Below are 23,212 nucleotides of genomic sequence, written 5' to 3' on the forward strand. Positions count from 1 at the left end.
TTTGGTACACGGGGTTAACACGTCGCTGTCTGCGGGTTTCACGGGGACACACCCCGCGTCCCGGCCCTCTCGACGGCGGCGTCGGTACGGTCGCCTAACACGCGGTACGGTTCGCGTACTTCCGTCGGCCCGCTCCTACCACCGGTCGACGGACGCCGCTCGCGAGCGGCGATCCGCGGGAAGGAGCCGGGATCGACCCGCCGCGACCTCGGCCCGCGATCCCCGGCTCGACGGAGGACAGAAGGTACTTACACCGCCGCGGACCATCGGACGGACAATGAGTGGTTCGGACGATCGGGCCTCCGAGGGACGCGTCCGCGTCAGCGTCGTCCTCCCCGCGTACAACGAGGAGGAGACCCTGGAGGCGACCGTCCGGACGACCGTCGAGACGTTGGAGGGGTTCCTTCCGTCGGACGCCTTCGAGGTGATCGTCGCGGAGGACGGCTGCGACGACCGGACGCCGGAGATCGCGGACCGGCTCGCCCGCGAGGACGGCCGCGTCCGGCACCTCCACAGCGACGAGCGTCTGGGGCGCGGCGGCGCGCTGGAGTTCGCGTTCGCCCGCGCCGCCGGCGACACGCTCGTGTACTTCGACACGGACCTGGCGACGGACATGCGCCACCTGGAGGAGCTGGTGGGCCGGATCGAGTGCGAGGGCTACGACGTGGCGACCGGCTCCCGGTGGATCCCCGGCGACGAGGCCGACCGGCCCGCGAAGCGGGGCGTCCCCTCGCGCGGCTTCAACCTCCTCGTGCGGACCGTGCTCCGCTCCGGGCTCCGGGACCACCAGTGCGGCTTCAAGGCGCTCTCCCGGGAGGCGTTCGAGGAGCTCCACCACGCCGTCGAGGACGAGCACTGGTTCTGGGACACCGAACTGCTCGTGCGCGCCCAGCGGCGGGGACTGCGGGTCGCGGAGTTCCCGGTCGACTGGGAGCCGAAGGGCGACTCGAAGGTCGACCTCGTCCGCGACGTGTTCGGGATGGGCAGCCAGATCGTCCGCCTGTGGTGGCAGCTCTCGGTGTCGCCACGGATCACCCGGACGCGCACGGTCGCCGCGGGCGCGGTGCTCACGGTCGCCGCGCTCGCGCTGATGACGGTGTACCTCGACCCGTCGGCGGTGCTCGGGGCGTTCAGGGAGGCGGACCCGGTGCCGGTCGTCGCGGCGACGGCCGTGTACCTCCTCTCGTGGCCGCTGCGCGGGCTCCGCTACCGCGACATCCTCACGGAACTGGGCTATCGTGAACGCGTCGGCTTCCTCACGGGGGCAGTGTTCATCAGCCAGACGGGCAACCTCGTGTTCCCCGCCCGCGCCGGCGACGCAGTCCGCGCGTACGTCGTGAAGGCGAGACGCGGCATCCCGTACCCGACGGGGTTCGCCTCCCTCGCTGCCGAGCGCGTGTTCGACCTGCTCACGATCACCGCGATGGCCGGCGCCGTCCTGGCCGGCCTACTGGTCACCGACGGGACCGGCGCCGTCGCCGCGGCGGTCTCGGGGAACGTTCCCGGTGTCTCGCCGGCGGCCGTCACGACGGCGGTCCGGGTCGCCGCCGGCGTCGGCGTCGTCGCCGTCGCCAGCCTGCTGTTCATCGTCGCGACCGCCCGGAGCGACCGCAACTACGTGCGGGCCGTCGTCTCGCGGTTCTCCGAGGACAGCTACGTCGAGTACGTCGTCGGCGTCCTCGAGGAGTTCGCCGCCGGCGTCCAAACGGTCGCGGGGACGCGCGCGTCGTTCGCCCGCGTCGGCGGCGTCTCCGCCGTCGTGTGGACGCTCGACGTGGCGACGGCGCTGCTCGTCCTCTCGGCGTTCCCCGGGGCGACGGACGCGATGACGGCCACGCAGTTGGTCGTCGTCGGCTTCTTCGCCGTCTCCGTCGGCAACCTCGCGAAGGTGCTCCCCCTCTCGCCCGGCGGGATCGGCCTGTACGAGGCCGCCTTCACCGCGCTCGTGGTCGGCCTCGGCGGCGTGCCGGCGGCGGTCGCGTTCGCCGCCGCCGTGCTGGACCACGCGGTCAAGAACCTCGTCACGGTCGTCGGCGGCGTCGCGGCGATGCTCGGGTTCAACGTCTCGCTGACGGCCGCGGTCGACGAGACGGAGCAACTCGACGAGGCCGACGCCGAGGGCGCGGAGTTCCCGACCGACGACGACTGAGCCGCGGGTCAGTCGTACAGGTCGGTCACGAACGGTCCGAGCGCGCCGGCGACGGCCGTCCGGAGCGCGTCCGTCCGGTCGACGCGCCCGCCGGTGAGCGCGCCCGCTGCGCCCTGGTTTCGCGCCACGTTCGACTCCCCGAGCACGTCGTCCATCACCGGCCCGAGTTCCTCGCCGTCGCGGACGCGGCCGGCGATCGACTCGGGGAGCACGAGGCTCGGGCCGTTCCCGACGCCGAGGCGGTCGCCGTCGCTGACGGCCGCCCACATCACGAGGAACAGCTCCTCGGAGCCGTCGTACTCCGCGACGCCGCCCTCGATACCGACGCCGAGGTCGTAGGCCGCCGGCGCGTCCGCCGCTCCCTCCCTATCGCTCGCCGGTTCGTTCCCCGCGTCCGTATCGAGGACCGCCTCCGCCCTGTTCACCGCCCCGGTGCGCGTCTCCAGGGTTCCCCGCGGCTGTTCGGAGACGCCCGAGGGGACCGGGCACGCCTCGACGACGGCGTCGTCCGGCCCGCCCGCGCCGTCTATCGCCCGTGCTGTCGCCTCGCGCTTCACCGGGTTTCCCGAGCCGACGCCGATCCGCATACCCGCCCGTTCGCGTCGACCCAGGTGTGTCTTGCCCTCCGCGGTCGTGGTCGGGCGGACCGATACGTCGCGGCCGCCCCGACCGTCGGCGGCGAGGGTTCAAATACGAACGCGGGACCACCCCTCCCGTGACGACGGCCCCGGGACCCGAGACGGACGACGTTCGCGAGGCGCTGCGGGCGCTCGCCGCGGGAGAGGCGCCCGCGGCGCTCGCGCCGGGCGGCGCGCGCCGGCTCGTCGCCGACGCGGAGGCGGCCCTGTCGAGCGTCGAGTCCGCCGCCGCGTTCGGCGAGGCCGACGGGTTCGAGCGGCTCCGCGTGCTCGTCGGGCGAACGCGGGACGAAGATATCCGTCGCCGCGCCGAGGCTGTCATCGACGCGCTGGATCGCTACCGGGTGGCCTACGCGGACGCTGTCGGCACAGCCAACGGGGAGGACGGCTCGGAACCCGCCGCGGACGGGTCGGACGTCATCCCTGCCCGTCACGTCGCCGCGGACCACTTCCACCCCGGTCACGACAGCCATATGCCGGGCGGGAGACAAGCGGGGGGCAACCGATGACGCGGATCATCCACACCGGCGACACCCACGTCGGGTATCGCCAGTACCACTCGCCCGTGCGGCGAGCGGATTTCCTCGACGCCTTCGAGCAGGTGGTCGCCGACGCGGTCGAGACGGACGTGGACGCGGTCGTCCACGCCGGCGACCTGTTCCACGACCGCCGGCCCGACCTCCCCGACCTGCTGGGCGTGCTGTCGGCCCTCCGCGACCTCGACGACGCCGGCATCCCCTTCCTCGCTGTCGTCGGCAACCACGAGTCCGCCCGCGGCGGCCAGTGGCTCGACCTGTTCGAGTCGCTCGGGCTCGCGACGCGCCTCGGGGACGAGCCGACGGTCGTCGGCGACACGGCGTTCTACGGGCTGGACCACGTGCCCGAGAGCAGACGCGACGAGCTGGACTACGAGTTCGGGCCCCACGACGCCGACGCCGCGGCGCTCGTCGCCCACGGGCTGTTCGAGCCGTTCGCGTACGCCGACTGGGACACCGAGACGGTGCTTGCCGAGTCGACCGTGGAGTTCGACGCGATGCTGCTGGGCGACAACCACACGCCCGACACCGCACGGGTGGACGGGACGTGGGTGACGTACTGCGGGTCGACCGAGCGCGCGTCCGCGAGCGAGCGCGACGGCCGCGGGTACAACGTCGTCGCGTTCGCCGGCGACGCCGACGGCGACGACGCGGTGGACATTCGCCGGCGAGCGCTGGAGACGCGCCCGTTCGTGTTCGTCGACGCGGAGCTCGGCCCGGGCGAGGGGGTCGACCGCGTCCGCGACCGCGTGCGCGAGCACGAGGTCGAGGACGCCGTCGTCATCGTCGAGGTGACCGGCGAGGGCGACCCCGTGGCGCCCGCCGCAGTCGAGGAGTTCGCCAGCGAGCGCGGCGCGCTCGTCGCCCGGGTCACCGACCGCCGCGAGGTGGAGACGGACGAGGAGCTGTCCGTCAGCTTCGCTGACCCCGACGAGGCGGTCCGCGAGCGCGTCTCGGAGCTGGGCCTCTCGGCGGCCGCCCGCGACGTGGACGACGTGGTCCGCGGGGAGCTCCCGGACTCGAACGTCCGCGAGGAGGTGAAACGGCGACTGGAGGGCCGGCTCGACGACGGCGACCTGGACGTGTCGGGAGGCGGTGACGATGAGGGCGACACCGACGCGGAGGCTACGACGGAGGACACGGACGCGGAGGACGCGAGCGACGACACCGCCGAGGCCGTCGCCACCGACGGCGACGCCGCGCCCGGCGACGACGGCCAGCTCACGCTGGGTGATTCGCGGTGAGGTTCGACCGCCTGCGCCTGCGGAACTTCAAGCCGTACGCCGACACCGACCTCCGGCTCTCCGAGGGCGTCACCGTCATCCACGGCCTCAACGGCAGCGGGAAGTCGTCGCTGCTGGAGGCGTGTTTCTTCGCACTGTACGGCTCGAAGGCGCTCGACGGGACGCTCGCGGACGTGGTGACCAACGGCGCCGAGGAGGCCGAGGTGGAGCTGTGGTTCACCCACGACGGGCGCTCCTACCACGTCCGCCGGGAGCTGAAGCGCTACGGCGACCAGATCCAGACGACGACCTGCACGCTGGAGTCCGACGACGGCGACGTCCACCGCGACGGCGCCACCGACGTGCGCGGGTTCGTCTCGGACCTGCTCCGCATGGACGCCGAGGCGTTCGTCAACTGCGCGTACGTCCGTCAGGGCGAGGTGAACAAGCTCATCAACGCCACGCCGACCGAGCGGCAGGACATGATCGACGACCTCCTCCAGCTCGGCACCCTGGAGGAGTACCGCGAGCGCGCCGGCGACGCCCGCCTCGGCGTCGAGGACGTGCTCTCCGAGCGCCGCGGCGCGCTCTCCAACCTCGACGAGCAGGTCGAGGCGAAGGAGGGGAAGGACCTCCACGACACCCTCAACTCCCTCCGGTCGGACCTGTCGGACCTCGACGCGAAGATCGAGAACTACGAGGACCAGAAGGCGAGCGCCGAGTCCACCCGCGAGGAGGCCCGCGAGGTGCTCGACGAGCAGGAGGAGCGGCGCGAGGAGCTGGAAACCCTGGAGTCGGAGATCGCGGATCTGGAGGAGACGATCCGTGAGGACGAGGCCGAGCGCGAGCGCCTGGGCGATCGGGTCGCCGACCTGCGCGACCGTATCGAGGAGCTGGAGGCGACGCTGTCGGACCGGCTCGACGGGGTCGCAGTCGACGACGCCGACCCCGAGACGATCGCGGCCCGTCGCGAGCGGCTCGACGAGCGCGAGGACGAGATCCGCGAGGAACTCCGCGAGGTCCGGTCGCAGGCGGACGCGTACGCGACCCAGTCGGAGAACCTCGCCGAGAAGGCCGAGGAGGCGGAATCCCGGGCGGCCGAGAAGCGCGAGCGCGCCGCCGAACTGGAGGACGACGCCGAGGAGGCGGCGGAGACGCTCGCCGAGCGGGAGGAGCAGCTCTCGAAGCTGCAGGCCGAGCGCGAGGCGAAGCGCGCCGCGTTCGACGACGCGCCGGTCGACGTCGGCGAGGCGTCCGCCCACCGCGACTCCGTCAGTGCGGATCTCGACGATGTCCGGGCCGAGATCCGCGAGACGAGCAACGAACTCGCGGCCGCGCGGTCGAGCGTCGAGGAGGCCGAGGACCTGCTTTCGGAAGGCAAGTGCCCCGAGTGCGGCCAGCCGGTCGAGAACTCTCCGCACGTCGACGCGCTCGAGGCGGACCGCGAGCGCGTCGCCGACCTGGAGGCGGATCTGTCCGACCTGAACGATCGCGAGGCGGAGCTGGAGGCGAAGCTGGAGCGCGCGGAGGCGCTCGCCGAGGCGGAGAACCGGCTCGCGCAGATCGAGGACACGCGGGACCTGCTCGCCGACGGCATCGCCGAGAAGGAGGCCGAGCTCGAGGAGAAACGCGAGCGCGCCGAGCGGCTCCGCGAGGAGGCCGAGGAGCTGGCGGCCGACGCCGAGGAGAAGCGCGACCACGCCGACCGGCAGGCCGAGAAGGCGGCGGAGACACGCGAGACGGTCGCCGACCTGGAGGCGGACCTCTCGGACCTCGAGGACGCTCGCGACCGCCTCGACGCGGTCGAGTCGACCCGCGAGGCGATCGAGGACGCCGAGGACGAGGTCGACCGGCTGGCAGAGAAGCGCGCCGACATCGCCGACCGTAACGAGGAGCGTAGGGAGTTCCTCGCGAGCAAGCGCTCGCGCCGCGACGAGCTCCGCGAGGCGGTCGACGAGGAGGCCGTCGAGTCCGCGCGCGAGCGGCTGGCGAACGCCGAGGACTACATCGAGAAGGTGACCGACGCGCTGGCGTCGCTGCGCGAGCGCCGCGACGACCTCACCAGCCGGATCGGCGCCGTCGAGAACGAGATCGAGGAGCTGGAGTCGCTGCGCGAGCGCCGCGACGCGCTCGCGGCCCGCGTCGAGGAGCTGGAGGCGCTCCACGGGGAGACCGAGGAGCTGGAGGCGATGTACGGCGACCTCCGGGCGGAGCTGCGTCGCGCGAACGTCGAGAGCCTGGAGCGCATGCTCAACGAGACGTTCGAGCTGGTGTACGGCAACGACGCCTACTCCCACATCGAACTCGACGGCGAGTACGAGCTCACCGTCTACCAGAAGGACGGCGAGCCGCTCGACCCCGAACAGCTGTCGGGCGGCGAGCGGGCGCTGTTCAACCTCTCGCTGCGGTGTGCGATCTACCGCCTCCTCGCGGAGGGGATCGAGGGGGCGGCGCCGACGCCGCCGCTCATCCTCGACGAGCCGACGGTGTTCCTCGACTCCGGGCACGTCTCGCGGCTGGCGGACCTGGTCGAGGAGATGCGCGGGTTCGGCGTCCGTCAGATCCTCATCGTCAGTCACGACGACGAGCTCGTCGGCGCCGCCGACGACCTCGTCCGGGTCGAGAAGGACCCCACCTCGAACCGCTCGACGGTCGAGCGCGCGGACGACCCGTCGCTGGCGGCGGTCGCGGGGGAGTTCGGCGACCCCGAGCGCGCCGACGACTGAGCCGGGCGGGCGGGCGCGGCGGCCCGCGGACCCGGGTGCCGCCCGCTCACCCGCGGAGCCGCTCGACGGCCGACAGCGCCGCCTCGGTCGGCTCGTAGCCGCGTTCGCCGGCGACGGTCGTCTCAGCGAGCAGCCCGGCCGCGCGGAACTCCGCGAGGAGGCCGTGGAGGTCCGACTCGCAGAGGTCGTAGGCGTCGAGGAGCGTCCGGACCGACAGCGCCCCGCGGTCGGCGAACTCGACGAGCAGGCCGAGCGCGCGCTCGTCTCGACACGCCAGCACCGCGTTGCGCGTCCCCTCCGGCAGCGCCCCGGCCGCCGCCGCCAGCGGCGACTCGCCCTCGGGTTCGAGCTCGCCGTTCGGGAGGTGGCGCTCCTCGCCGGTCGCGGGGTCGCGCACGAGGCTCGACTCCGCGGACCGCTTCACGAGCAGGTAGCGCCGGCCGTCGGCGTCCCGGACGGGCTGCATGGGCGGGCGAAGCACTCGAACGCGAAAAGGCGTGTCGGTAGGGCGGTCACCCGTCCGTGAGGTCGGCGTCGGCCGCCGCCGCGCTCGTCGACCCGTCCGCGTCCACGTCGGCGGGGTCGGGGTCGGCGGGGGCGTCGCCGTCGTCGTCGGTCCCGTCGTCCGCGTCGCCGTCCCCCGCGTCCCCGTCCGCCCGCTCCTCGCGCCGGCGCTCGAACGCCCGGTACGTCTGGTAGACCCGTACTCCGGCGAGGACGCCGACGACGGCGGCGGCGCCGCCCCAGCGCCACTGCCCGCGGAAGCCGACGAGCATGAGGCCGAGCGAGACGCCGAACAGGGCGACGTTGGCGTACACGACGGCCATCCAGAACGACCGCTGGACCGCGGGGTCGACGCTCTCGGGATCCGGGAGCGAGTCGGCCGGGTTGTCGACCGACGGGACGTCGACCCGCGGGCCGCGCTCTTCGGCCTCCGAGGCCTGCCGCTCCAGGCCGAACAGGTCGCCGTCGTCGTCGTCGTCGAGCACGCGCTCCGGTAGGCGAACCGCGGGCAAAAGGGTTGGCAGCCCGGCGGCCGCCGGCGCCGGAGGGTCCGCCGGCCTCAGGCGAGGTCGGCGAGCGCGACGGCGGTGCTCGCCTCGACCCACGCGAGCGGGTTCTCGGAGTCGTAGAGCACCGTTCGCCCGTCGTCCTCGTACGCCTCGACCGTCTCGACGGCCTCGTCCGGACTCTCGTCCGAGCGGTCCAACGGGGTGTCGGATGCGTGGGTCATCTCCGGCCCGTGGTATGGCTTGGCATGGTATATGCCTTTCCGTGGCGGCCGGGCTCGCCACCGCCGTCGAGTCCGGCGATCACGGGTCGAGTCGGACCCGAGCGGTCGGTCGCGGTTCGGGTCCCGATAATCGCGGCGTACCGCGTCGAACGGCGATCCTACCGCGGGAACCGTGCTCGTCGCGACCGGCGACGGGGACGCCGGTCCGGGCGAAAGGGAGGTTTTTACCGCCGACCGGCGAAGTGCGGACGATGACCGATTCGCAGGCGGGCCTCGACCAGTTCGGCGGGGACGCCGACACGGCGGCAGGGGCCGGCGGCGAGGACGCCCGTCCCGACGAGGAGGCGGCGTACGTCGCCGGCGCCGGCCAGGGCCGGGTGAGCGACGTGATCGACCGGGAGGACATCGTCGTCCCCGACTCCCAGGGGACGGTCGAGTTCATGGTCACGGCCGTCGACTACACCGTCGAGGGAACCGGGGTCGAGGAGTACCCCGTGGTCCACGTGTTCGGCCGCAGGGCCGACAACACCGCGGAGCACGTCCGCGTGCTCGGCATCGAGCCGTACTTCTACGTCCCGACGGCCGACATCGAGGACCGGAACCTCGTGGAGGAGTACGACGTGGTGCTCGACACCCGCGAGGAGGACCCCGACGGGGAGCGTTTCGAGTCCATCCGCGGCGAGCCGGTGACGAAGGTCGTCGCGCGGACGCCCCGCGACGTGGGCCAGATCCGCGACGACTTCGAGCGCACCTACGAGGCGGACATCCTGTTCCCGAACCGCTTCCTCATCGACTACGGCGTCACGTCGGGCCTGCGCGTCGAGGAGCGCCGCCTCGACGAGGCCGCCGACGCCGACGGCGGCGGCGACCGCGCGCGCCTGCAGGTCACGCCCGACCACCTGGAGCCGTGCGACGTGGACGCTGACATCCGCGTGAACACCTTCGACATCGAGGTCGACGACCGATCCGGCTTCCCCGAGGACGGCGAGGAGCCGGTCGTGTGTCTCACCTCCCACGACTCCTACCGCGACGAGTACGTCGCCTGGCTGTACGACGCGCCCGTCGGCGGCGTCGACGCCCCCGAGGTGCTCGACGACTACGAGCAGATCGGTGACCGCGACAGCGACGTGCGGGTCGAGACGTTCGCCGAGGAGGACGCCATGCTCGACGCGTTCATCAGGTACCTGGAGGAGACGGACCCCGACGTGCTCACGGGCTGGAACTTCGAGGACTTCGACGCGCCGTACTTCATGGACCGCTGCGAGGTGCTCGACGGCGCCAGCGACTACGACCTCTCGCCCGACCGGCTCTCGCGCGTGGACGAGACGTGGCGCTCCGGGTGGGGCGGGCCCGACGTGAAGGGGCGGGTCGTGTTCGACCTGCTGTACGCCTACCAGCGCACCCAGTTCACCGAACTGGAGTCGTACCGGCTGGACGCCGTCGGCGAACTCGAACTGGACGTCGGGAAGGAGCGCTACACGGGCGACATCGGCGACCTCTGGGAGCAGGATCCCGAACGCCTGCTGGAGTACAACGTCCGCGACGTAGAGCTCTGCGTGGAGATCGACCGCAAGCAGGACATCGTGGCGTTCTGGGACGACGCGCGCAAGTTCGTCGGCTGTCAGCTCGAGGACGCCCCCACGCCCGGCGACGCCGTCGACATGTACGTCCTCCACAACGCCTACGGGCAGTTCGTCCTCCCGACCAAGGGCCAGCAGGAGGGCGAGGACTTCGAGGGCGGCGCCGTCTTCGAGCCCATCTCCGGCGTCGAGGAGATGGTCTCCGTGCTGGACCTGAAGAGCCTGTACCCGATGTGCATGGTGACGATCAACGCCAGCCCCGAGACCATCGTCGACGACCCCGAGTCCTTCGACGGGGAGACGTACCGGGCGCCCAACGGCACCCGGTTCCGCAAGGAGCCCGACGGGATGATGCGCGAGATGGTCGACGAACTGCTCACCGAGCGCGAGCGCCTGAAGAGCGAGCGCGACGAGCACGAGCCGGGTACGGACGCCTACGAGCAGTACGACCGCCAGCAGGCGTCGGTGAAGGTCATCATGAACAGCCTCTACGGGGTGTCGGGGTGGGATCGATTCCGCCTGTACGACAAGGACAACGCCGCCGCGATCACGGCGATGGGCCGGCGCGTGATCGAGTTCACCGAGGAGGCCGCTCGCGAAATTGACCACGAAGTGACATATGGGGACACCGACAGCATCATGCTCGCGCTCGGGAGCGACATCTCCACCGAGCAGGCGATCGAGCAGTCCTTCGGGATAGAGGAACACATCAACGGCCGCTACGACGACTTCGCGCGCGATGAGCTCGACGCCGAGGAGCACCGCTTCGAGATCGAGTTCGAGAAGCTCTACCGGCGGTTCTTCCAGGCGGGCAAGAAGAAGCGCTACGCCGGGCACATCGTCTGGAAGGAGGGCAAGGACGTCGACGACATCGACATCACCGGCTTCGAGTACAAGCGCTCGGACATCGCGCCGGTCACCAAGCGGGTCCAGAAGCGCGTCATCGAGATGATCGTCCACGGGGAGGAGACCGCGGACATCGCCGACTACCTCCACGAGGAGATCCAGAGCTTCCTCGACGGCGACGCCGACCTCGACGAGGTCGGGATCCCCGGCGGCATCGGCAAGCGCCTGGAGGCGTACGAGACCGACACCGCGCAGGTCCGGGGCGCGAAGTACGCCAACCTCATGCTCGGCACGAATTTCCAGCGCGGCTCCAAGCCCAAGCGCCTCTACATCGAGAAGGTCCACCCGGACTTCTGGGCGCGGATGGAGGAGGAACACGGCCTCGACCCGCAGACGGACCCGCTGTACGGGGAATTCAAGCGCGACCCCGACGTGATCTGCTTCGAGTACGCCGACGAGGTGCCCGAGGAGTTCGAGGTGGACTGGGAGAAGATGCTGGACAAGACCCTGAAGGGGCCCATCGCCCGGATCATCGAGGCGCTCGGGATGTCCTGGGAGGAGGTCAAGAGCGGCCAGGAGCAGACCGGGCTCGGTAGCTTCATGTAGTCGGGCGATTACCCGACAGTCGAACGCTGTTTTTCGATACGGAAAACGAATTTCCGTGCGAAGGAATCACATAGTGGCTGATGCGAAACCTTGATGCGTGAAACGGCCCCATCGAAGGGTAGAGGCGTATTCACGAACATGGCAACACTCGAAATCGAAAACCTCCAGGCGAAGGTCGCGGAGACCGGCGAGGAGATCCTTCGGGGCGTCGACCTCGAAGTGAACAGCGGCGAGATCCACGCCCTGATGGGCCCGAACGGCTCGGGCAAGTCGACGACCGCGAAGGTCATCGCGGGTCACCCGGCCTACGAGGTCACCGGCGGCTCGGTGACGCTCCACCTCGACGAGGCGGACGTCGCCGACGTCGACGAGGACCTCGACGACGAGGACTTCCACTGGGACCTTCTGGACCTGGAGCCGAACGAGCGCGCCGCGCTCGGCATCTTCCTCGGCTTCCAGTACCCCGCGGAGATCGAGGGCGTGACGATGGTGAACTTCCTTCGCCAGGCGCTCAACGCGAAGGCCGAGGAGCGCGAGGAGCTCTTCGAGGACGAGGACGCCGACGAGGAGGAGGCCGAGGAGGACGCGGGCTACGACACCTCCCCGATGGAGGGCCCCGTCGACGACGGCGAGATCGGCGTCGCCGAGTTCCAGCAGCTCCTGAAGGAGAAGATGGAGCTGCTCGACATGGACGAGAAGTTCGCCGAGCGCTACCTCAACGCCGGCTTCTCCGGCGGCGAGAAGAAGCAGAACGAGGTGCTCCAGGCGGCGATCCTCGAGCCCTCGATCGCCGTGCTCGACGAGATCGACTCCGGGCTGGACATCGACCGCCTGCAGGACGTCTCCGAAGGCATCAACGCCCTCCGCGACGAGCAGGGCACGGGCATCCTCCAGATCACCCACTACCAGCGGATCCTCGACTACGTCGAGCCGGATCACGTCCACGTGATGCTCGACGGGAAGATCGCCAAGTCCGGCGGCGCGGAGCTCGCCGAGGAGCTCGAGGACGAGGGGTACGACTGGGTCCGCGAGGAAGCCTACGAGGCGGCGTAACCGCTTACGGTTACTGAATAGCCTAATATGTATACAACTGTAAACACGAGACAACACACATGAGTTCGGAACAGGACCATCTGAAGCGGACCGACACCGAGGAGCGCTTCGACTTCAAGAAGGACTCGAAGGCGGCGTTCGCCGCCGAGAAGGGGCTCACCGAGGAGACCATCCGCGCGATCTCCGAGGACAAGGACGAGCCCGAGTGGATGCTCGAGCGCCGCCTCCGCGCGCTCGAGCAGTTCCAGGAGATGCCGATGCCGACCGACTGGCCCGGCCAGCCGGACCTCTCGGAGGTCGACGTCGACGAGATCGTCCCGTACATCCGCCCCGACGTGGACGTCCGCGCGGGCGTCGACGACTGGACGGAGCTCCCCGACGACATCAAGGACACCTTCGACAAGCTGGGCATCCCGGAGGCCGAGAAGAACGCCCTCTCGGGCGTCGGCGCCCAGTACGAGTCGGAGGTCGTCTACCAGAACATGCAGGAGCGCTGGGAGGAGAAGGGCGTCGTCTTCTGCAACATGGACGAGGCCGTCCGCGAGCACGAGGAGCTCGTGCGCGAGCACTTCATGACGACGTGCGTCCCCCCGAGCGACAACAAGTTCGCCGCGCTCCACGGCGCCGTCTGGTCGGGCGGCTCGTTCGTGTACGTCCCCGAGGACGTCACCGTCGAGATGCCCGTGCAGGCGTACTTCCGGATGAACTCCGAGGGGATGGGCCAGTTCGAGCACACGCTCATCATCGCCGAGGCTGGCTCGGAGGTGCACTACATCGAGGGCTGCAGCGCGCCCAAGTACTCCGCGATCAACCTCCACTCCGGCGGCGTCGAGGTGTTCGTCAACGAGGACGCCCACGTCCAGTACTCGACCGTCCAGAACTGGTCGAAGAACACGTACAACCTCAACACGAAGCGCGCCATCGTCGAGAAGGGCGGGCGCATGGAGTGGATCTCCGGGTCGATGGGGTCGAAGGCGACGATGCTGTACCCCAGCTCCATCCTCAAGGGCCGCGGCGCCTCCGACAACCACATCACCATCGCCTTCGCGGGCGAGGGCCAGAACATCGACACCGGCGCGAAGGTGTACCACAACGCGCCGGACACGAAGTCGACCATCGAGTCGAAGTCGATCAGCAAGGACGGCGGCCGCACGAACTACCGCGGCCTCGTCCACATCGCCGACGGCGCCGAGAACTCCTCGACGGCCGTCGAGTGCGACGCGCTGATGTTCGACAACGAGTCGACCTCCGACACGATGCCGTACATGGAGATCAACGAGTCGAAGGTCGACGTGGCCCACGAGGCGACCGTCGGCAAGATCGGCGACGAGGACGTGTTCTACCTGCAGTCGCGCGGCCTCGACGACGACGACGCCAAGCAGATGATCGTCTCGGGCTTCATCGAGCCGATCACGGAGGAACTGCCCATCGAGTACGCCGTCGAGCTCAACCGGCTCGTCGAACTGGAGATGGAGGGCTCGCTCGGGTAACCCCCGGCGCCCCGTCTCCACCACCCCACATTCACCACACACAATGAGCACACAGCTACCCGCGAACCTCTCCGAGGGGACGGTGCGAACCATCTCCGAGGAGCGCGACGAACCGGACTGGCTCCTCCAGACGCGTCTCGACGCGCTGGCGGCGCTCGAGGACCTGGAGATGCCGAGCGTCATCGAGACGCCCGGCCGCCGCTGGACGAACCTCGAGGACCTCGACTTCGAGTCGCTGGTCGACCCGCTGAACCAGAGCGACGAGACCGAGCGCGTCACCGCCGAGGGCGCCCGCGTCCTCGACTTCGAGACCGCCCTCGCCGAGCACGGCGAGCTCGTCGAGGAGCACTTCGGCTCGGTCACCGACCCGGAGACGAACTACCTCACGGCCCTGTCGACGGCGCTGTTCACCACGGGCACGGTCATCTACGTCCCCGCCGGCGTCGACGCCGAGGACGTGAAGGTGCGCGCCGAGATGAACAGCCGCTCGCTGTTCAGCCACACGCTCGTCGTCGCCGAGGAGAACGCCTCCGCGACGATCCTCGAGCGGATCTCGAACGGCGACGGCGCCGCCGCCGAGGTCGACGGCGACCGCTACTTCAGCAACCTCGTGGAGGTCGTCGGCGGCGAGAACGCCTACGTCCAGTACGGCACGCTCCAGAACCTGGACGAGGACGTGTACAACTTCACGCTGAAGCGCGGCGACGCCGACACCTACTCCACGGTTAACTGGATCGAGGGGAACATCGGCTCCCGGCTCACCCGCTCGGACATCGAGACCGAACTGACCGGCGACTCCTCGGAGTCGAAGATCGTCGGCGCGTTCTTCGGTCACGAGGACCAGCACTTCGACATCAACGCCCGCGTCTGGCACCACGGCGAGCACACCACCGCCGACCTGGTGACCCGCGGCGTCCTCGACGACGAGGCGCGCTCGGTGTACGAGGGCGTCCAGGACGTCGGCCGCGACGCCTGGGACACCAGCTCCTACCAGCGCGAGAACACGCTGATGTTGAGCGACGAGTCCGAGGCAGACGCCTCGCCGAAGCTCATCATCCACAACCACGACACCGAGGCGTCCCACTCCGCGACGGTGGGCCAGGTGGACGCGGAGGACCTGTTCTACATGACCTCCCGCTCCATCCCGGAGAACACTGCGCGCAACATGCTCGTGGAGGGCTTCTTCGTCCCCGTCCTCGAGGAGGTCGAGGTCGACGAGCTCCGCGACGACATCGAGGACCTGATCGTCGCGCGCCTCGACTGAGGCGCGGTGCGGCGCCCGCGGCCCTCGCTGCACCCGCGTTCGGAACTCGCTGCCGCGGGCGTTCTGCGGTCCGTCCCGGACTCCGAGCGACGGCGACGGTGACCGCGGCGTCAGTCCCCGCCCTCGACCGTCTCCACCTCGAACGACACGCCGGTGCCCTCTAGTCGGTCGATCAGCGGTAGACCGATCCCGGAGGCGGGCGTCAACACGCCGCCGTCGTGAGGCGATTCGACCTCGCCTCTCGCGAGACACACCGCCGACTCCCCGAGCATCCGGCACGTCGAGCCGTACCCCGGGTCGCGGTCGCCGCGGACGGTCGCCTCGACGGCGAACCCGCCCGGGTACCCCTCGGAGGCGCCCGTCCCCCGGAGGCGGACCTCGAAGGAACTCCCCTCGATCGTCTCCTCGTCGGGGCCCTTCGCCGGGTTCGGGTAGCACGTAGCGGTCGAGGACCCGGCGTAGCGGGCCGACCGACAACGCCCCGGCGAGCAGCCCCTGTCCGGCGGCGAGCGCGCCGGCACGGACGGCGCCGCCGACGCCGTCGCCCGTCCCCGCCGCCTCGTCGTACCTGAACGTGTGGCCCCACGGGTAGCCGAGCAGGGCGTTCGACCGCCGGACGACGGGCTCGTTGACCTGCGCCATGACGAACGGCGCGGTCCAGGTGTCGAGGTCGCGGTCGTAGCCCACCCCGCGCTGGGGTCGATCGGCGGGCGCACCGCGGCTCTCGGGCGGGTCGAGCGCCCGCGGATCGGCGAGGATCCGGCGCACTTCGCGGTCCTCGGCGGCCGCCTCGTACGTCTCGACCATGCTGGCGACGGTGCCGCCGCTGAAGGCGCCGCCGCGGACCGAGACGCGGGCGCGCACTTCATCGCAGGGGGTTCCGAACGCCTCCTCGGCGTGCGACTGGAGCACCAGCGTGCCGAGGTCGCTCGGTACGGAGTCGAAGCCGCAGCTGTGGACGATCCGCGCGCCGGTTTCGCGGGCCCGCTCGTGGTGTTCGTCGATCGTCCGGCGCATCCAGTGGACCTCCCCGGAGAGGTCGCAGTAGTTCGTCCCGTGCTCGACGCAGGCGGTGACCAGCTCGGAGCCGTAACGGGCGTACGGGCCCACAGTCGTGCAGACGACGGCCGCTCGTTCGGCGATGGCGTCGAGACTCCCCCGCTCGAAGGCGTCGCCGACGAGGAGGTCTAGGGTCCCGAGGTCGGGATCCCGCTCGGCCAGCGAGTCGCGGACCGCCGCGAGCCGGTCCTCGCATCGTCCGCCCAACGCCCAGTCGAGGTCGCTCCCGTAGCGGTCGGCGAGATGCTCGGCGACGAGCCGGCCGGTGAAACCGGTCGCTCCCCAGAGGACGACGTCGCAGTCGCGGTCGTGGTCGGTCATGAACGGTCGGTGCCGGGAGGAACGGGCCGGGACGTTTCAGCCTTGTCGCGGTCGAGGGCGGACCGGGTCGGTCTCAGTCCCCGCCGCCGAACACCGCCGTCCGCCCGGAGCGCCGTCCCAGCCGGACGAGCGCCGGCAGCGCCGCCAGCGCGAGCAGGAACTCGCTGCCGCCGGCGACGACGAAGGCGGCTCTGAATCCGAACTCCGCGGCGACCGCGCCGCCGACGAGCGACCCCGCGAGGAAGCCGAGGCTCCCGGCGGCGTTGAAGCCCGCCACGGCGGCCCCGCGGCCGTCCTCGCCGGCGAGGTCGACCACGAGCGCGAGCGTCGCGGGCGCCATCAGCGCCCCGAGGACGCCGACGGCGACCATGGCGACCGCGACCAGCGGCACCGTCGGCGCGAAGCCGACCCCGACGACGACGAGCCCGTACGCCGCCGAGCCGGCGGCGACGGGGGCGACCCGGCCGACGCGGTCCGAGAGGAGCCCGAACGGGTACTGAAGCAGCGCGAACGGCGCGAAGAACGCCGCCAGCAGCAGTCCCGTCGCGCCCGGGCCGAGACCGAACGCCTCCCGGAAGTACAGCGTGCCGACGAGCGCGAAGAAGCCCGCGGTGAGGCGGTCGACGAAGGCGAACGCGTACGGGACCGCCAGGTCCTCCCTGTCGCGCAGGCCCGCCAGGATCGACGAGAGGCCGCCGTGGCGACGGGCGGCCTCGCTTCCGGCGCCGGCCGGCGGACGGTCCGGCGTGACGAGCGAGCCCGCCGCCGCGACCGCGAGGAGTCCGGCGGCGGCGTACAGCGGGACGGTCGCGCCCAGCTCGTACAGCTGGCCGCCGAGCGGGGCGCCCGTGGCGGTGCCGAGGCCGATGGCGATGCCGGCGATCCCCATGTTGCGGCCGTTGCCGCCGGAGCGGTCCGCGAGCGCGGAGATGGCGAGCGAGAGCGCCCCGACGGTCGCGCCCCCCTGGGCCGCACGGAGGGCGAGGACCGACCAGAACGGCAGCCCCGTGCCGGCGGCGAGCGCGAGGAGGAGGTATCCCGCGGCGCCGCCGGCGGCGGCGACCGCGACGAGCCGGCGGCGCTCGCCCATGCGGTCCGAGAGGGTACCCCACGGCCCGGCGAAGGCGACGAAGGCGGCGAACTCCACGGCGAGGAACAGCGTCGGCGCGGCGACGCCCTCGCCCCCGTACACCCCCGCGAGCAGGTCGACGCCGGGGTACACGAGCGTCTGCGCGAGCAGGACCGCGTACACGACGAGCGCGAGCGCGAGGCGGTCCCGACGCTCGTCGTCGGGACCGGCCGGGACGCCGCTCGCGTCGCTCATGGCCGGCCGTTGGACGGCGGCCGGCTTGAGCGTTCGGCGTGCGGGGCGCCGTGGCGGCGTCCCCGCGGGCGTCGGTGAGGGGAAGGCTTACGGTCGCCGTCGTCCGAAGCTACACCGATGAACGCCGAACCGACCGACGAGCACTCCGTCACCCTCGCCGGGGGTGCGGCCCGATGAGCGTGGGCCAGCGGGTCGCCTCGGACCACCAGCTCGCCCGACTGCTCCAGATCGGCGTGGTGCTGGAGGAGGTCGTCGAGGCGCGCTCGACGCGCCACCACCGGGAGATGGACGAGGAGTTCGACCCCGACCTCGAGGCGCTGCTGCAGGAGGCCGCCGAGGAGTCGGCGGAGCACCGACGCCGCCTGGAGGGGCTCATCGCGGAGCTCGACGCCGACTCCGTCTCGTACGACGAGATCGAGGCGCTCGTCGAGGCCCAGTACGGGCAGACGAAGCCAGAGGACTTCGACGGCGTGCTGTACGACCAGCTGTGTAACGAGGAGACCGCGTACAAGTTCTACGACGACCTGATCGAGGCCATCCAGGAGAGCGACTCGGAGTTCTCCGTCGACCGCGACCGGGTGCTCGACACGCTCCGGAGCATCCGCGCCGAGGAGGCAGAGGGCGTCGAGGAAGTGACGGCGATCATGGAGCGGCGATAACGATGAACACGGCAGATCAGTACCTGAAGGCGATCTACCTCGTGCAGGAGATGGAGGACGGCCCCGCCTCGACCGGCGCGGTCGCGGACGCGCTCGACGTGAGCCCTGCCTCCGCCAACGAGATGATCGGCAAGCTGGAGGAGCGCGGCTTCGCGGAACACGAGAAGTACAAGGGCGTCTCGCTCACCGACGACGGCATCGTCCGCGCGCGGGAGGCCCTCTCGAACTACTGCATCATCGAGCGCTTCCTCGCGAACGTCCTCGAGGTCGAGGAGTACCGAGCGGAGGCGCGCTCGCTGGAGGCGGTCATCGACGACACCGTCGCCGAGCGCCTCGACACCATCATCGACCGCTCGGAGGACTGCCCGGACTGCTTCGACGCCGAGGCCGACGCGTGCAAGTACCTCGCCGAGACCGAGGCGGAGAACCCCGCCGACTGAGCGACGCGAGGCCGACCGGAGAGAGGCCTCGGGAGTCGGCGGCGAGGTCTCCGTGCCGAGCCGCCCAGTGAGGAACGCGAGGCCGACCGGAGGGAGGCCTCGGGAATCGGCGTTCACAGATCGCGGCGCGATTCGTGAGCTCACGAGATCGGAGGTCTCGTGAACGGCGAGCGTTCGGGCGGACCGTCAACTGGGACCGACGCGAGACCGTCCTGAGGCCGTTTCGGCGCCCGAAACGCCCGGTATCGACAGATCTCGGAGGCGACAGAAATGGCGGCGGGGTTAAGTACGGGGCGTCTGTAGGACGTTCCTACATATGGGTGTGAGTGTCGCGAGTCGGATCAAGTCGCTCGTGGGGGCGGGCGACGACGATCACGACTTCGAATGCGGGGGGTGCGGTCGCGGGTTCGACGCGGACAGACAGCAGTGTCCGGAGTGCGGGGGGTTCGACATCCGGCGGGCGTGACGGACGGTCGTGGAAGGTAATCCTATTGTACGTCGGTCCAGTATCGTCGGATGCAGTCCCGTGGTGTAGCGGCCAATCATGAGGGCCTTTGGAGCCCTCGACGGCGGTTCGAATCCGCCCGGGACTACTTTCTTCGATAGAGATGTGTGAAAAGAATACGGTCGACGTCGGTTCTCGAGCGGGTGACGGTCCCGCACCGACACGCTGACGGCCGGTCGTCGCCCGGCACCCTCGTCGACTCCGGCGGCAGCGACGTTTTGCACGCCCGCGCCCTACGGCCGACCGTGACGCTCACCGTTCACGACATCCGCAACGGCATCCGCGACGGCGTCGGCCGGTTCAAGCGCGAGACGACCGCGACGTTCACCAAGGAGGAACTGGCGGCGATCGCCGACGCGCTCGACGTGCCCGCCGGGCGCCGGACGACGAACGGGACGACACGCGCGTCGATCAGGGCGGCCGTCGGGCTGGCCGAGACGGCCGACGAGGCGGACACGGGGAGCTTCTCGAAGCCGGAGTTACGGACGATCGCCGACGCGCTCGGCGTCGACCCCGTCGAAGGGGACGAACCCGATCCGCTGTACTGACCCCGATCAGATGAACGACACGGCGTAGGCGAGCGACGAGAACATCATCAAGCCCACGAGGATCAGCGCGAGCACCTGTTGGCGGTCCATACGCGGGCTACCGTCCGGAGCATCAAAACCCCACGGTGTCGCTACAGACTGAACAGCAGGTACGGAACGCCGAACAGCAGCAGCGTCATGACGGCGAGGATCGCGCCGTAGCCGGCGACGGTGCCGACGGCCGCGCGGAACGACTCGTGATCGAGCGTGCCGAGGTCCATGTCGCCACCTCCGCCGGCGGCGACAAAACCGTTTCCCCGGCCGCCCCGATCCCGCCGCCCGGCGCGGCCGCCCGGCTTCGAACCGTTGAAACTCCCGCGGCCGGAAGAACGGATATGGGAACGCCGCTCGGCTCGCGCGAGGCGCAGGTCGTCGAGGTGCTCGACAGGCTCTATGAGGAGTACCCCGACACGGACATCTCGCTGAACTTCTCGACGAAGCTGGAGCTGCTCGTGGCCGTCGTGCTGTCGGCGCAGTGTACCGACGAGCGGGTGAACGAGGTCTGCGAGGAACTCTTCGAGAAGTACCGGTCGCCGGAGGACTACGCGAACGCGAGCGAGGAGCAACTCGCAGAAGACATCTACGGGATCACCTTCCACAACAACAAGGCGGGCTACCTCAAGGGGATCGGCGAGATCCTCGCCGAGGAGCACGACGGCGAGGTTCCGGACACGATGTCGGCGCTAACGGACCTCCCGGGCGTCGGGCGCAAGACCGCGAACGTGGTGCTCCAGCACGCCCACGACGTGACCGAGGGGATCGTCGTCGACACCCACGTCCAGCGCATCTCGCGACGCCTCGGGATCACCGAGGAGGAGCGGCCGGAGGCCATCGAGGAGGATCTGATGGGCGTGGTCCCCGAGGACGACTGGCGGATGTTCACTCACCTGTTCATCAGCCACGGGCGGGCGACCTGCACGGCTCGGAACCCGGACTGCGACGACTGCGTACTCGCGGATATCTGTCCCTCCGAGCGGGGCGACTCGCCCGTCGACCTCGCCAGCGGCGAAGCCTGGTGAGCGGGCCCGCCGGCCGTCGGTCGGAGAGGGCCGAGGGCCCCGGGATCGACCCCGGCCCGGGTTCGGCCACCGGGCTTAGGTGACTCACGGACGAACGGCCGGCCATGAGCGACGGAGACGAACACGGCGTCGACGTCGAGGAGGACACCGACCTGGAGACGGCCGAGGACGCCACGTCCTCGAAGGACGACGCCGACGAGGGAGAGGTCCCGGAGGAGGCGATGCCGGACCAGGAACCCGGGCGCGACGACACCGACGGCGAGGAGCGCGAGGAGGAGGCGGCCGAGCAGGAGAACCCCGACGCCCACCGCGACGAGGAGCCCTACCAGTCCTGAGCGAGACGGTCGACGCGGCGGTCGCGGGGAACCGGATCGACACTCGGGAGACGGAGCGGCCGGCCGGGATCGTCGCGGGATCAGGCGACGTACAGCCCGTAGTAGCGGTACACGCCGACCACGTACGCGAGCAGCCAGAAGAGGACGTAGCCGAACACGCCGATCCGGAGTCGCCCGCGCCACGCGGCCATGTTCTCGTGGAGGTCGTTCAGGCTCGTGTCGGGGTCCTCCACCTCGTAGAGGTTCGCGTTCCGTTTCACCTGGAAGATGCGGACGATGCCGGTGAGGCCGAACGCGAGCAGGGCGTACGCCTGGAGGCCGAGGAACGCGTGGATCGCGGTTACGCCGCCGAACTGGTCGAACAGGCGCGGTATCATCCAGAACACGACCGGCACGGTGTTGAGGAGGAGGCCCGGGAAGATGACCCGCAGGTGTCGGACGAGCCGGTCCCACGTCACGTGGTCCCGCTCCCTGCCGACCATGATCCAGGCGCCGTAGAGGTAGAAGGGCAGGCTCGCCGTCACCATCGCGCCCGCGACCGTCGCCGTCGTCCCCTCCGAGAGCATCCGGTCGGGTCTCGGTGCGGCGGCGGCGTAAGCCCTCCGGAGCCGCGTCCGGCGATCCTGGCCAGGCGGAGCGACGGTCGCGCCCCAGGGCGGGCGTACGTCGCGGCGCTTATGCGCCTACAGTCCCGACTTCGAGGAGATGACCGACGCCTCGGACGAGCGGTCCGCCGAGCCCGCGAACGCGCCGACGGGGGCCGCGGACTCCGCCGACAGCGACGGGAACCCGTCCGTCGACGCGCTGCGGGCCGAGGTCGAGGAGAAGTACGACTTCGACAACTTCCGCCCGGCGGACATGGCCGAGATGACCGCCGCCGAGTGGGAGGCGGCGTTCGACCCCGACACGTGGATCACGGGCCGCGACCTGCTCGACCGCGTCGAGAAGGACCTCCGGAACCGGATCGCCTCCCGCGAGGTGTTCGCCGTGCTGGACCGCCGGGGCGACCCGCCCTCGGTCGTCGCCTACTCGGACGAGGGCTGGGCGATCGTGTACGAGGACGGGAGCGTCGAGGGGGAGGGAACGGTCCTCCGCGACGTGAAGCCGACGGTCGCGCTCTGCTCGATGGACTCCTACGAGGTGCGCGAGCCGCCCGAGGAGTACGAGCTCCCGACGCCCGAGGAGGTGGAGTCAGGGACCGGCGAGTTCGGGAACCTGATGATCCAGGCGGTCGCGGCGTTCCAGATCCTGGGCGGGATCGGGCTGTTCGTCGCGTGGCTGTTCCTGGGCGTCGACACGCTCGTCGCGCCCGTCGCCGGCGGGTTCTTCCTGCTGATCGGCGTGTTCCTGTTCGCCATCGTCGCGAACGCGCGCCTCTCGGACCGCTTCCGCGCCGAGGAGTACCGCGACCGCCTCCGCGCCGCGGGGATCGCCGAGCGCGGCGAGGCCGCCGAGTTCGTCCCGTTCGAGGAGGTCGCCGAGGAGGCGCTGGCCGAGGCCAGGGGCGATGAGCCGAGCGCCGCCGACCCGGCGGTTCGGCGGTCGACCGACGGCGCCGACCGTGCCGGGGACGGCGGCGACGAAACCGACGGGTAGCGGGCCGTGAACCGGAGACGGG

The 23,212-nt window shown here is 70.7% G+C and carries 23 protein-coding genes, 1 tRNA gene and 1 pseudogene; 16 read left to right on the plus strand and 9 right to left on the minus strand.

Annotated elements, in window-relative coordinates:
• Positions 1 to 265 precede the first annotated feature (265 nt).
• The gene (locus tag ACQUQ1_RS04515; protein WP_435063298.1) at positions 266 to 2,149 is read left to right on the plus strand and encodes a flippase-like domain-containing protein; all 1,884 of its coding nucleotides are present in this window, start codon (positions 266 to 268) and stop codon (positions 2,147 to 2,149) included.
• Positions 2,150 to 2,157: 8 nt separating this feature from the next.
• Here the strand turns inward: ACQUQ1_RS04515 and ACQUQ1_RS04520 are convergent, their stop codons facing one another.
• Positions 2,158 to 2,736 carry a DUF84 family protein gene (locus tag ACQUQ1_RS04520; protein ID WP_435063073.1) on the minus strand — a complete coding sequence of 193 codons (579 nt, stop codon included), beginning with the start codon at positions 2,734 to 2,736 and terminating at the stop codon, positions 2,158 to 2,160.
• A 128-nt stretch (positions 2,737 to 2,864) separates the two neighbouring features.
• Between ACQUQ1_RS04520 and ACQUQ1_RS04525 the strand changes: the two genes are divergently transcribed.
• Genes ACQUQ1_RS04525 through rad50 form a run of 3 tightly spaced genes read left to right on the plus strand, consistent with a single transcriptional unit; the run spans position 2,865 to position 7,272 of the window.
• Positions 2,865 to 3,296 (plus strand): hypothetical protein, encoded by a 432-nt coding sequence (locus tag ACQUQ1_RS04525; RefSeq protein WP_435063074.1) that lies wholly within the window; start codon positions 2,865 to 2,867, stop codon positions 3,294 to 3,296.
• Complete coding sequence (gene mre11 / locus ACQUQ1_RS04530) at positions 3,293 to 4,567, plus strand: DNA double-strand break repair protein Mre11 (RefSeq protein WP_435063075.1); 1,275 nt, start codon at positions 3,293 to 3,295, stop codon at positions 4,565 to 4,567. Before ACQUQ1_RS04525 ends, mre11 begins: the two co-directional genes overlap by 4 nt.
• On the plus strand, positions 4,564 to 7,272 hold the full coding sequence (gene rad50, locus ACQUQ1_RS04535; protein WP_435063076.1) for a DNA double-strand break repair ATPase Rad50: 2,709 nt from the start codon (positions 4,564 to 4,566) through the stop codon (positions 7,270 to 7,272). Before mre11 ends, rad50 begins: the two co-directional genes overlap by 4 nt.
• A gap of 46 nt (positions 7,273 to 7,318) precedes the next feature.
• Here rad50 and ACQUQ1_RS04540 read toward each other — a convergent pair whose 3' ends face one another.
• The 3 genes from ACQUQ1_RS04540 to ACQUQ1_RS04550 form a co-directional block, all read right to left on the minus strand.
• Positions 7,319 to 7,738, minus strand: a complete 420-nt coding sequence (locus tag ACQUQ1_RS04540; protein ID WP_435063077.1) for a DUF7346 family protein — start codon at positions 7,736 to 7,738, stop codon at positions 7,319 to 7,321.
• A 46-nt stretch (positions 7,739 to 7,784) separates the two neighbouring features.
• Positions 7,785 to 8,261, minus strand: a complete 477-nt coding sequence (locus ACQUQ1_RS04545; RefSeq protein WP_435063078.1) for a DUF7322 domain-containing protein — start codon at positions 8,259 to 8,261, stop codon at positions 7,785 to 7,787.
• Between the two features lie 74 nt (positions 8,262 to 8,335).
• Positions 8,336 to 8,506: a DUF7331 family protein gene (locus ACQUQ1_RS04550; RefSeq protein ID WP_435063079.1), complete on the minus strand. Its 171-nt coding sequence runs from the start codon at positions 8,504 to 8,506 to the stop codon at positions 8,336 to 8,338.
• 251 nt (positions 8,507 to 8,757) lie between these two features.
• On the opposite strand from ACQUQ1_RS04550, the gene ACQUQ1_RS04555 reads away from it, so the two are divergent.
• The 4 genes from ACQUQ1_RS04555 (at position 8,758) to sufD (ending at position 15,345) form a co-directional block, all read left to right on the plus strand.
• Positions 8,758 to 11,538 (plus strand): DNA-directed DNA polymerase, encoded by a 2,781-nt coding sequence (locus ACQUQ1_RS04555; RefSeq protein ID WP_435063080.1) that lies wholly within the window; start codon positions 8,758 to 8,760, stop codon positions 11,536 to 11,538.
• 138 nt (positions 11,539 to 11,676) lie between these two features.
• The gene (locus ACQUQ1_RS04560; protein ID WP_435063081.1) at positions 11,677 to 12,591 is read left to right on the plus strand and encodes an ABC transporter ATP-binding protein; all 915 of its coding nucleotides are present in this window, start codon (positions 11,677 to 11,679) and stop codon (positions 12,589 to 12,591) included.
• Between the two features lie 59 nt (positions 12,592 to 12,650).
• Positions 12,651 to 14,081: a Fe-S cluster assembly protein SufB gene (sufB, locus tag ACQUQ1_RS04565; RefSeq protein ID WP_435063082.1), complete on the plus strand. Its 1,431-nt coding sequence runs from the start codon at positions 12,651 to 12,653 to the stop codon at positions 14,079 to 14,081.
• Positions 14,082 to 14,124: 43 nt separating this feature from the next.
• Positions 14,125 to 15,345, plus strand: a complete 1,221-nt coding sequence (gene sufD / locus ACQUQ1_RS04570) for a Fe-S cluster assembly protein SufD (protein WP_435063083.1) — start codon at positions 14,125 to 14,127, stop codon at positions 15,343 to 15,345.
• Between the two features lie 110 nt (positions 15,346 to 15,455).
• Here sufD and ACQUQ1_RS04575 read toward each other — a convergent pair whose 3' ends face one another.
• The 3 genes and pseudogenes from ACQUQ1_RS04575 to ACQUQ1_RS04585 form a co-directional block, all read right to left on the minus strand.
• Positions 15,456 to 15,866, minus strand: a complete 411-nt coding sequence (locus ACQUQ1_RS04575; RefSeq protein ID WP_435063084.1) for a hypothetical protein — start codon at positions 15,864 to 15,866, stop codon at positions 15,456 to 15,458.
• Between the two features lie 496 nt (positions 15,867 to 16,362).
• A pseudogene (locus tag ACQUQ1_RS04580) lies at positions 16,363 to 16,725 on the minus strand (saccharopine dehydrogenase NADP-binding domain-containing protein); the annotation flags it as partial.
• A 73-nt stretch (positions 16,726 to 16,798) separates the two neighbouring features.
• A complete protein-coding gene (locus tag ACQUQ1_RS04585; RefSeq protein ID WP_435063085.1) occupies positions 16,799 to 18,049 on the minus strand; it encodes an MFS transporter in 1,251 nt (416 codons plus the stop codon).
• 173 nt (positions 18,050 to 18,222) lie between these two features.
• Here ACQUQ1_RS04585 and ACQUQ1_RS04590 point away from each other — a divergent pair, with 173 nt between their 5' ends.
• From ACQUQ1_RS04590 to ACQUQ1_RS04610, 5 genes are all read left to right on the plus strand, one after another.
• Positions 18,223 to 18,708, plus strand: a complete 486-nt coding sequence (locus ACQUQ1_RS04590) for a ferritin-like domain-containing protein (protein WP_435063086.1) — start codon at positions 18,223 to 18,225, stop codon at positions 18,706 to 18,708.
• Between the two features lie 2 nt (positions 18,709 to 18,710).
• Complete coding sequence (locus ACQUQ1_RS04595) at positions 18,711 to 19,148, plus strand: metal-dependent transcriptional regulator (protein ID WP_435063087.1); 438 nt, start codon at positions 18,711 to 18,713, stop codon at positions 19,146 to 19,148.
• Between the two features lie 322 nt (positions 19,149 to 19,470).
• Positions 19,471 to 19,614 (plus strand): hypothetical protein, encoded by a 144-nt coding sequence (locus tag ACQUQ1_RS04600; RefSeq protein WP_435063088.1) that lies wholly within the window; start codon positions 19,471 to 19,473, stop codon positions 19,612 to 19,614.
• Positions 19,615 to 19,668: 54 nt separating this feature from the next.
• Positions 19,669 to 19,741: transfer RNA gene (locus ACQUQ1_RS04605), tRNA-Gln, on the plus strand.
• A 157-nt stretch (positions 19,742 to 19,898) separates the two neighbouring features.
• On the plus strand, positions 19,899 to 20,201 hold the full coding sequence (locus tag ACQUQ1_RS04610; RefSeq protein WP_435063089.1) for a hypothetical protein: 303 nt from the start codon (positions 19,899 to 19,901) through the stop codon (positions 20,199 to 20,201).
• A 131-nt stretch (positions 20,202 to 20,332) separates the two neighbouring features.
• Here ACQUQ1_RS04610 and ACQUQ1_RS04615 read toward each other — a convergent pair whose 3' ends face one another.
• Positions 20,333 to 20,461 (minus strand): hypothetical protein, encoded by a 129-nt coding sequence (locus ACQUQ1_RS04615; protein ID WP_435063090.1) that lies wholly within the window; start codon positions 20,459 to 20,461, stop codon positions 20,333 to 20,335.
• 114 nt (positions 20,462 to 20,575) lie between these two features.
• Here ACQUQ1_RS04615 and nth point away from each other — a divergent pair, with 114 nt between their 5' ends.
• Both nth and ACQUQ1_RS04625 read left to right on the plus strand, forming a co-directional pair.
• Positions 20,576 to 21,259 (plus strand): endonuclease III, encoded by a 684-nt coding sequence (nth, locus tag ACQUQ1_RS04620; RefSeq protein WP_435063091.1) that lies wholly within the window; start codon positions 20,576 to 20,578, stop codon positions 21,257 to 21,259.
• A 104-nt stretch (positions 21,260 to 21,363) separates the two neighbouring features.
• Positions 21,364 to 21,594, plus strand: coding sequence for a hypothetical protein (locus ACQUQ1_RS04625; protein WP_435063092.1), 231 nt, complete (start codon positions 21,364 to 21,366; stop codon positions 21,592 to 21,594).
• Positions 21,595 to 21,674: 80 nt separating this feature from the next.
• Here ACQUQ1_RS04625 and ACQUQ1_RS04630 read toward each other — a convergent pair whose 3' ends face one another.
• Positions 21,675 to 22,160: a DUF7321 family protein gene (locus ACQUQ1_RS04630; RefSeq protein ID WP_435063093.1), complete on the minus strand. Its 486-nt coding sequence runs from the start codon at positions 22,158 to 22,160 to the stop codon at positions 21,675 to 21,677.
• A gap of 139 nt (positions 22,161 to 22,299) precedes the next feature.
• On the opposite strand from ACQUQ1_RS04630, the gene ACQUQ1_RS04635 reads away from it, so the two are divergent.
• Positions 22,300 to 23,190 carry a DUF7319 domain-containing protein gene (locus ACQUQ1_RS04635; RefSeq protein ID WP_435063094.1) on the plus strand — a complete coding sequence of 297 codons (891 nt, stop codon included), beginning with the start codon at positions 22,300 to 22,302 and terminating at the stop codon, positions 23,188 to 23,190.
• The last annotated feature ends 22 nt before the right edge of the window (positions 23,191 to 23,212 follow it).

Origin of the sequence: Halobaculum sp. EA56, from assembly GCF_051195075.1 — an archaeon.
Taxonomy (GTDB): Archaea; Halobacteriota; Halobacteria; order Halobacteriales; family Haloferacaceae; genus Halobaculum.

Coding starts and splice junctions, on each gene's coding strand:
- ACQUQ1_RS04520 (WP_435063073.1), bottom strand. CDS start 2,736: ATGCGGATCGGCGTCGGCTCGGGAAACCCGGTGAAGCGCGAGGCGACA.
- mre11 (WP_435063075.1), top strand. CDS start 3,293: ATGACGCGGATCATCCACACCGGCGACACCCACGTCGGGTATCGCCAG.
- ACQUQ1_RS04540 (WP_435063077.1), bottom strand. CDS start 7,738: ATGCAGCCCGTCCGGGACGCCGACGGCCGGCGCTACCTGCTCGTGAAG.
- ACQUQ1_RS04550 (WP_435063079.1), bottom strand. CDS start 8,506: ATGACCCACGCATCCGACACCCCGTTGGACCGCTCGGACGAGAGTCCG.
- ACQUQ1_RS04555 (WP_435063080.1), top strand. CDS start 8,758: ATGACCGATTCGCAGGCGGGCCTCGACCAGTTCGGCGGGGACGCCGAC.
- ACQUQ1_RS04560 (WP_435063081.1), top strand. CDS start 11,677: ATGGCAACACTCGAAATCGAAAACCTCCAGGCGAAGGTCGCGGAGACC.
- sufB (WP_435063082.1), top strand. CDS start 12,651: ATGAGTTCGGAACAGGACCATCTGAAGCGGACCGACACCGAGGAGCGC.
- sufD (WP_435063083.1), top strand. CDS start 14,125: ATGAGCACACAGCTACCCGCGAACCTCTCCGAGGGGACGGTGCGAACC.
- ACQUQ1_RS04585 (WP_435063085.1), bottom strand. CDS start 18,049: ATGAGCGACGCGAGCGGCGTCCCGGCCGGTCCCGACGACGAGCGTCGG.
- ACQUQ1_RS04590 (WP_435063086.1), top strand. CDS start 18,223: ATGAGCGTGGGCCAGCGGGTCGCCTCGGACCACCAGCTCGCCCGACTG.
- ACQUQ1_RS04595 (WP_435063087.1), top strand. CDS start 18,711: ATGAACACGGCAGATCAGTACCTGAAGGCGATCTACCTCGTGCAGGAG.
- ACQUQ1_RS04615 (WP_435063090.1), bottom strand. CDS start 20,461: ATGGACCTCGGCACGCTCGATCACGAGTCGTTCCGCGCGGCCGTCGGC.
- nth (WP_435063091.1), top strand. CDS start 20,576: ATGGGAACGCCGCTCGGCTCGCGCGAGGCGCAGGTCGTCGAGGTGCTC.
- ACQUQ1_RS04625 (WP_435063092.1), top strand. CDS start 21,364: ATGAGCGACGGAGACGAACACGGCGTCGACGTCGAGGAGGACACCGAC.
- ACQUQ1_RS04630 (WP_435063093.1), bottom strand. CDS start 22,160: ATGCTCTCGGAGGGGACGACGGCGACGGTCGCGGGCGCGATGGTGACG.
- ACQUQ1_RS04635 (WP_435063094.1), top strand. CDS start 22,300: ATGACCGACGCCTCGGACGAGCGGTCCGCCGAGCCCGCGAACGCGCCG.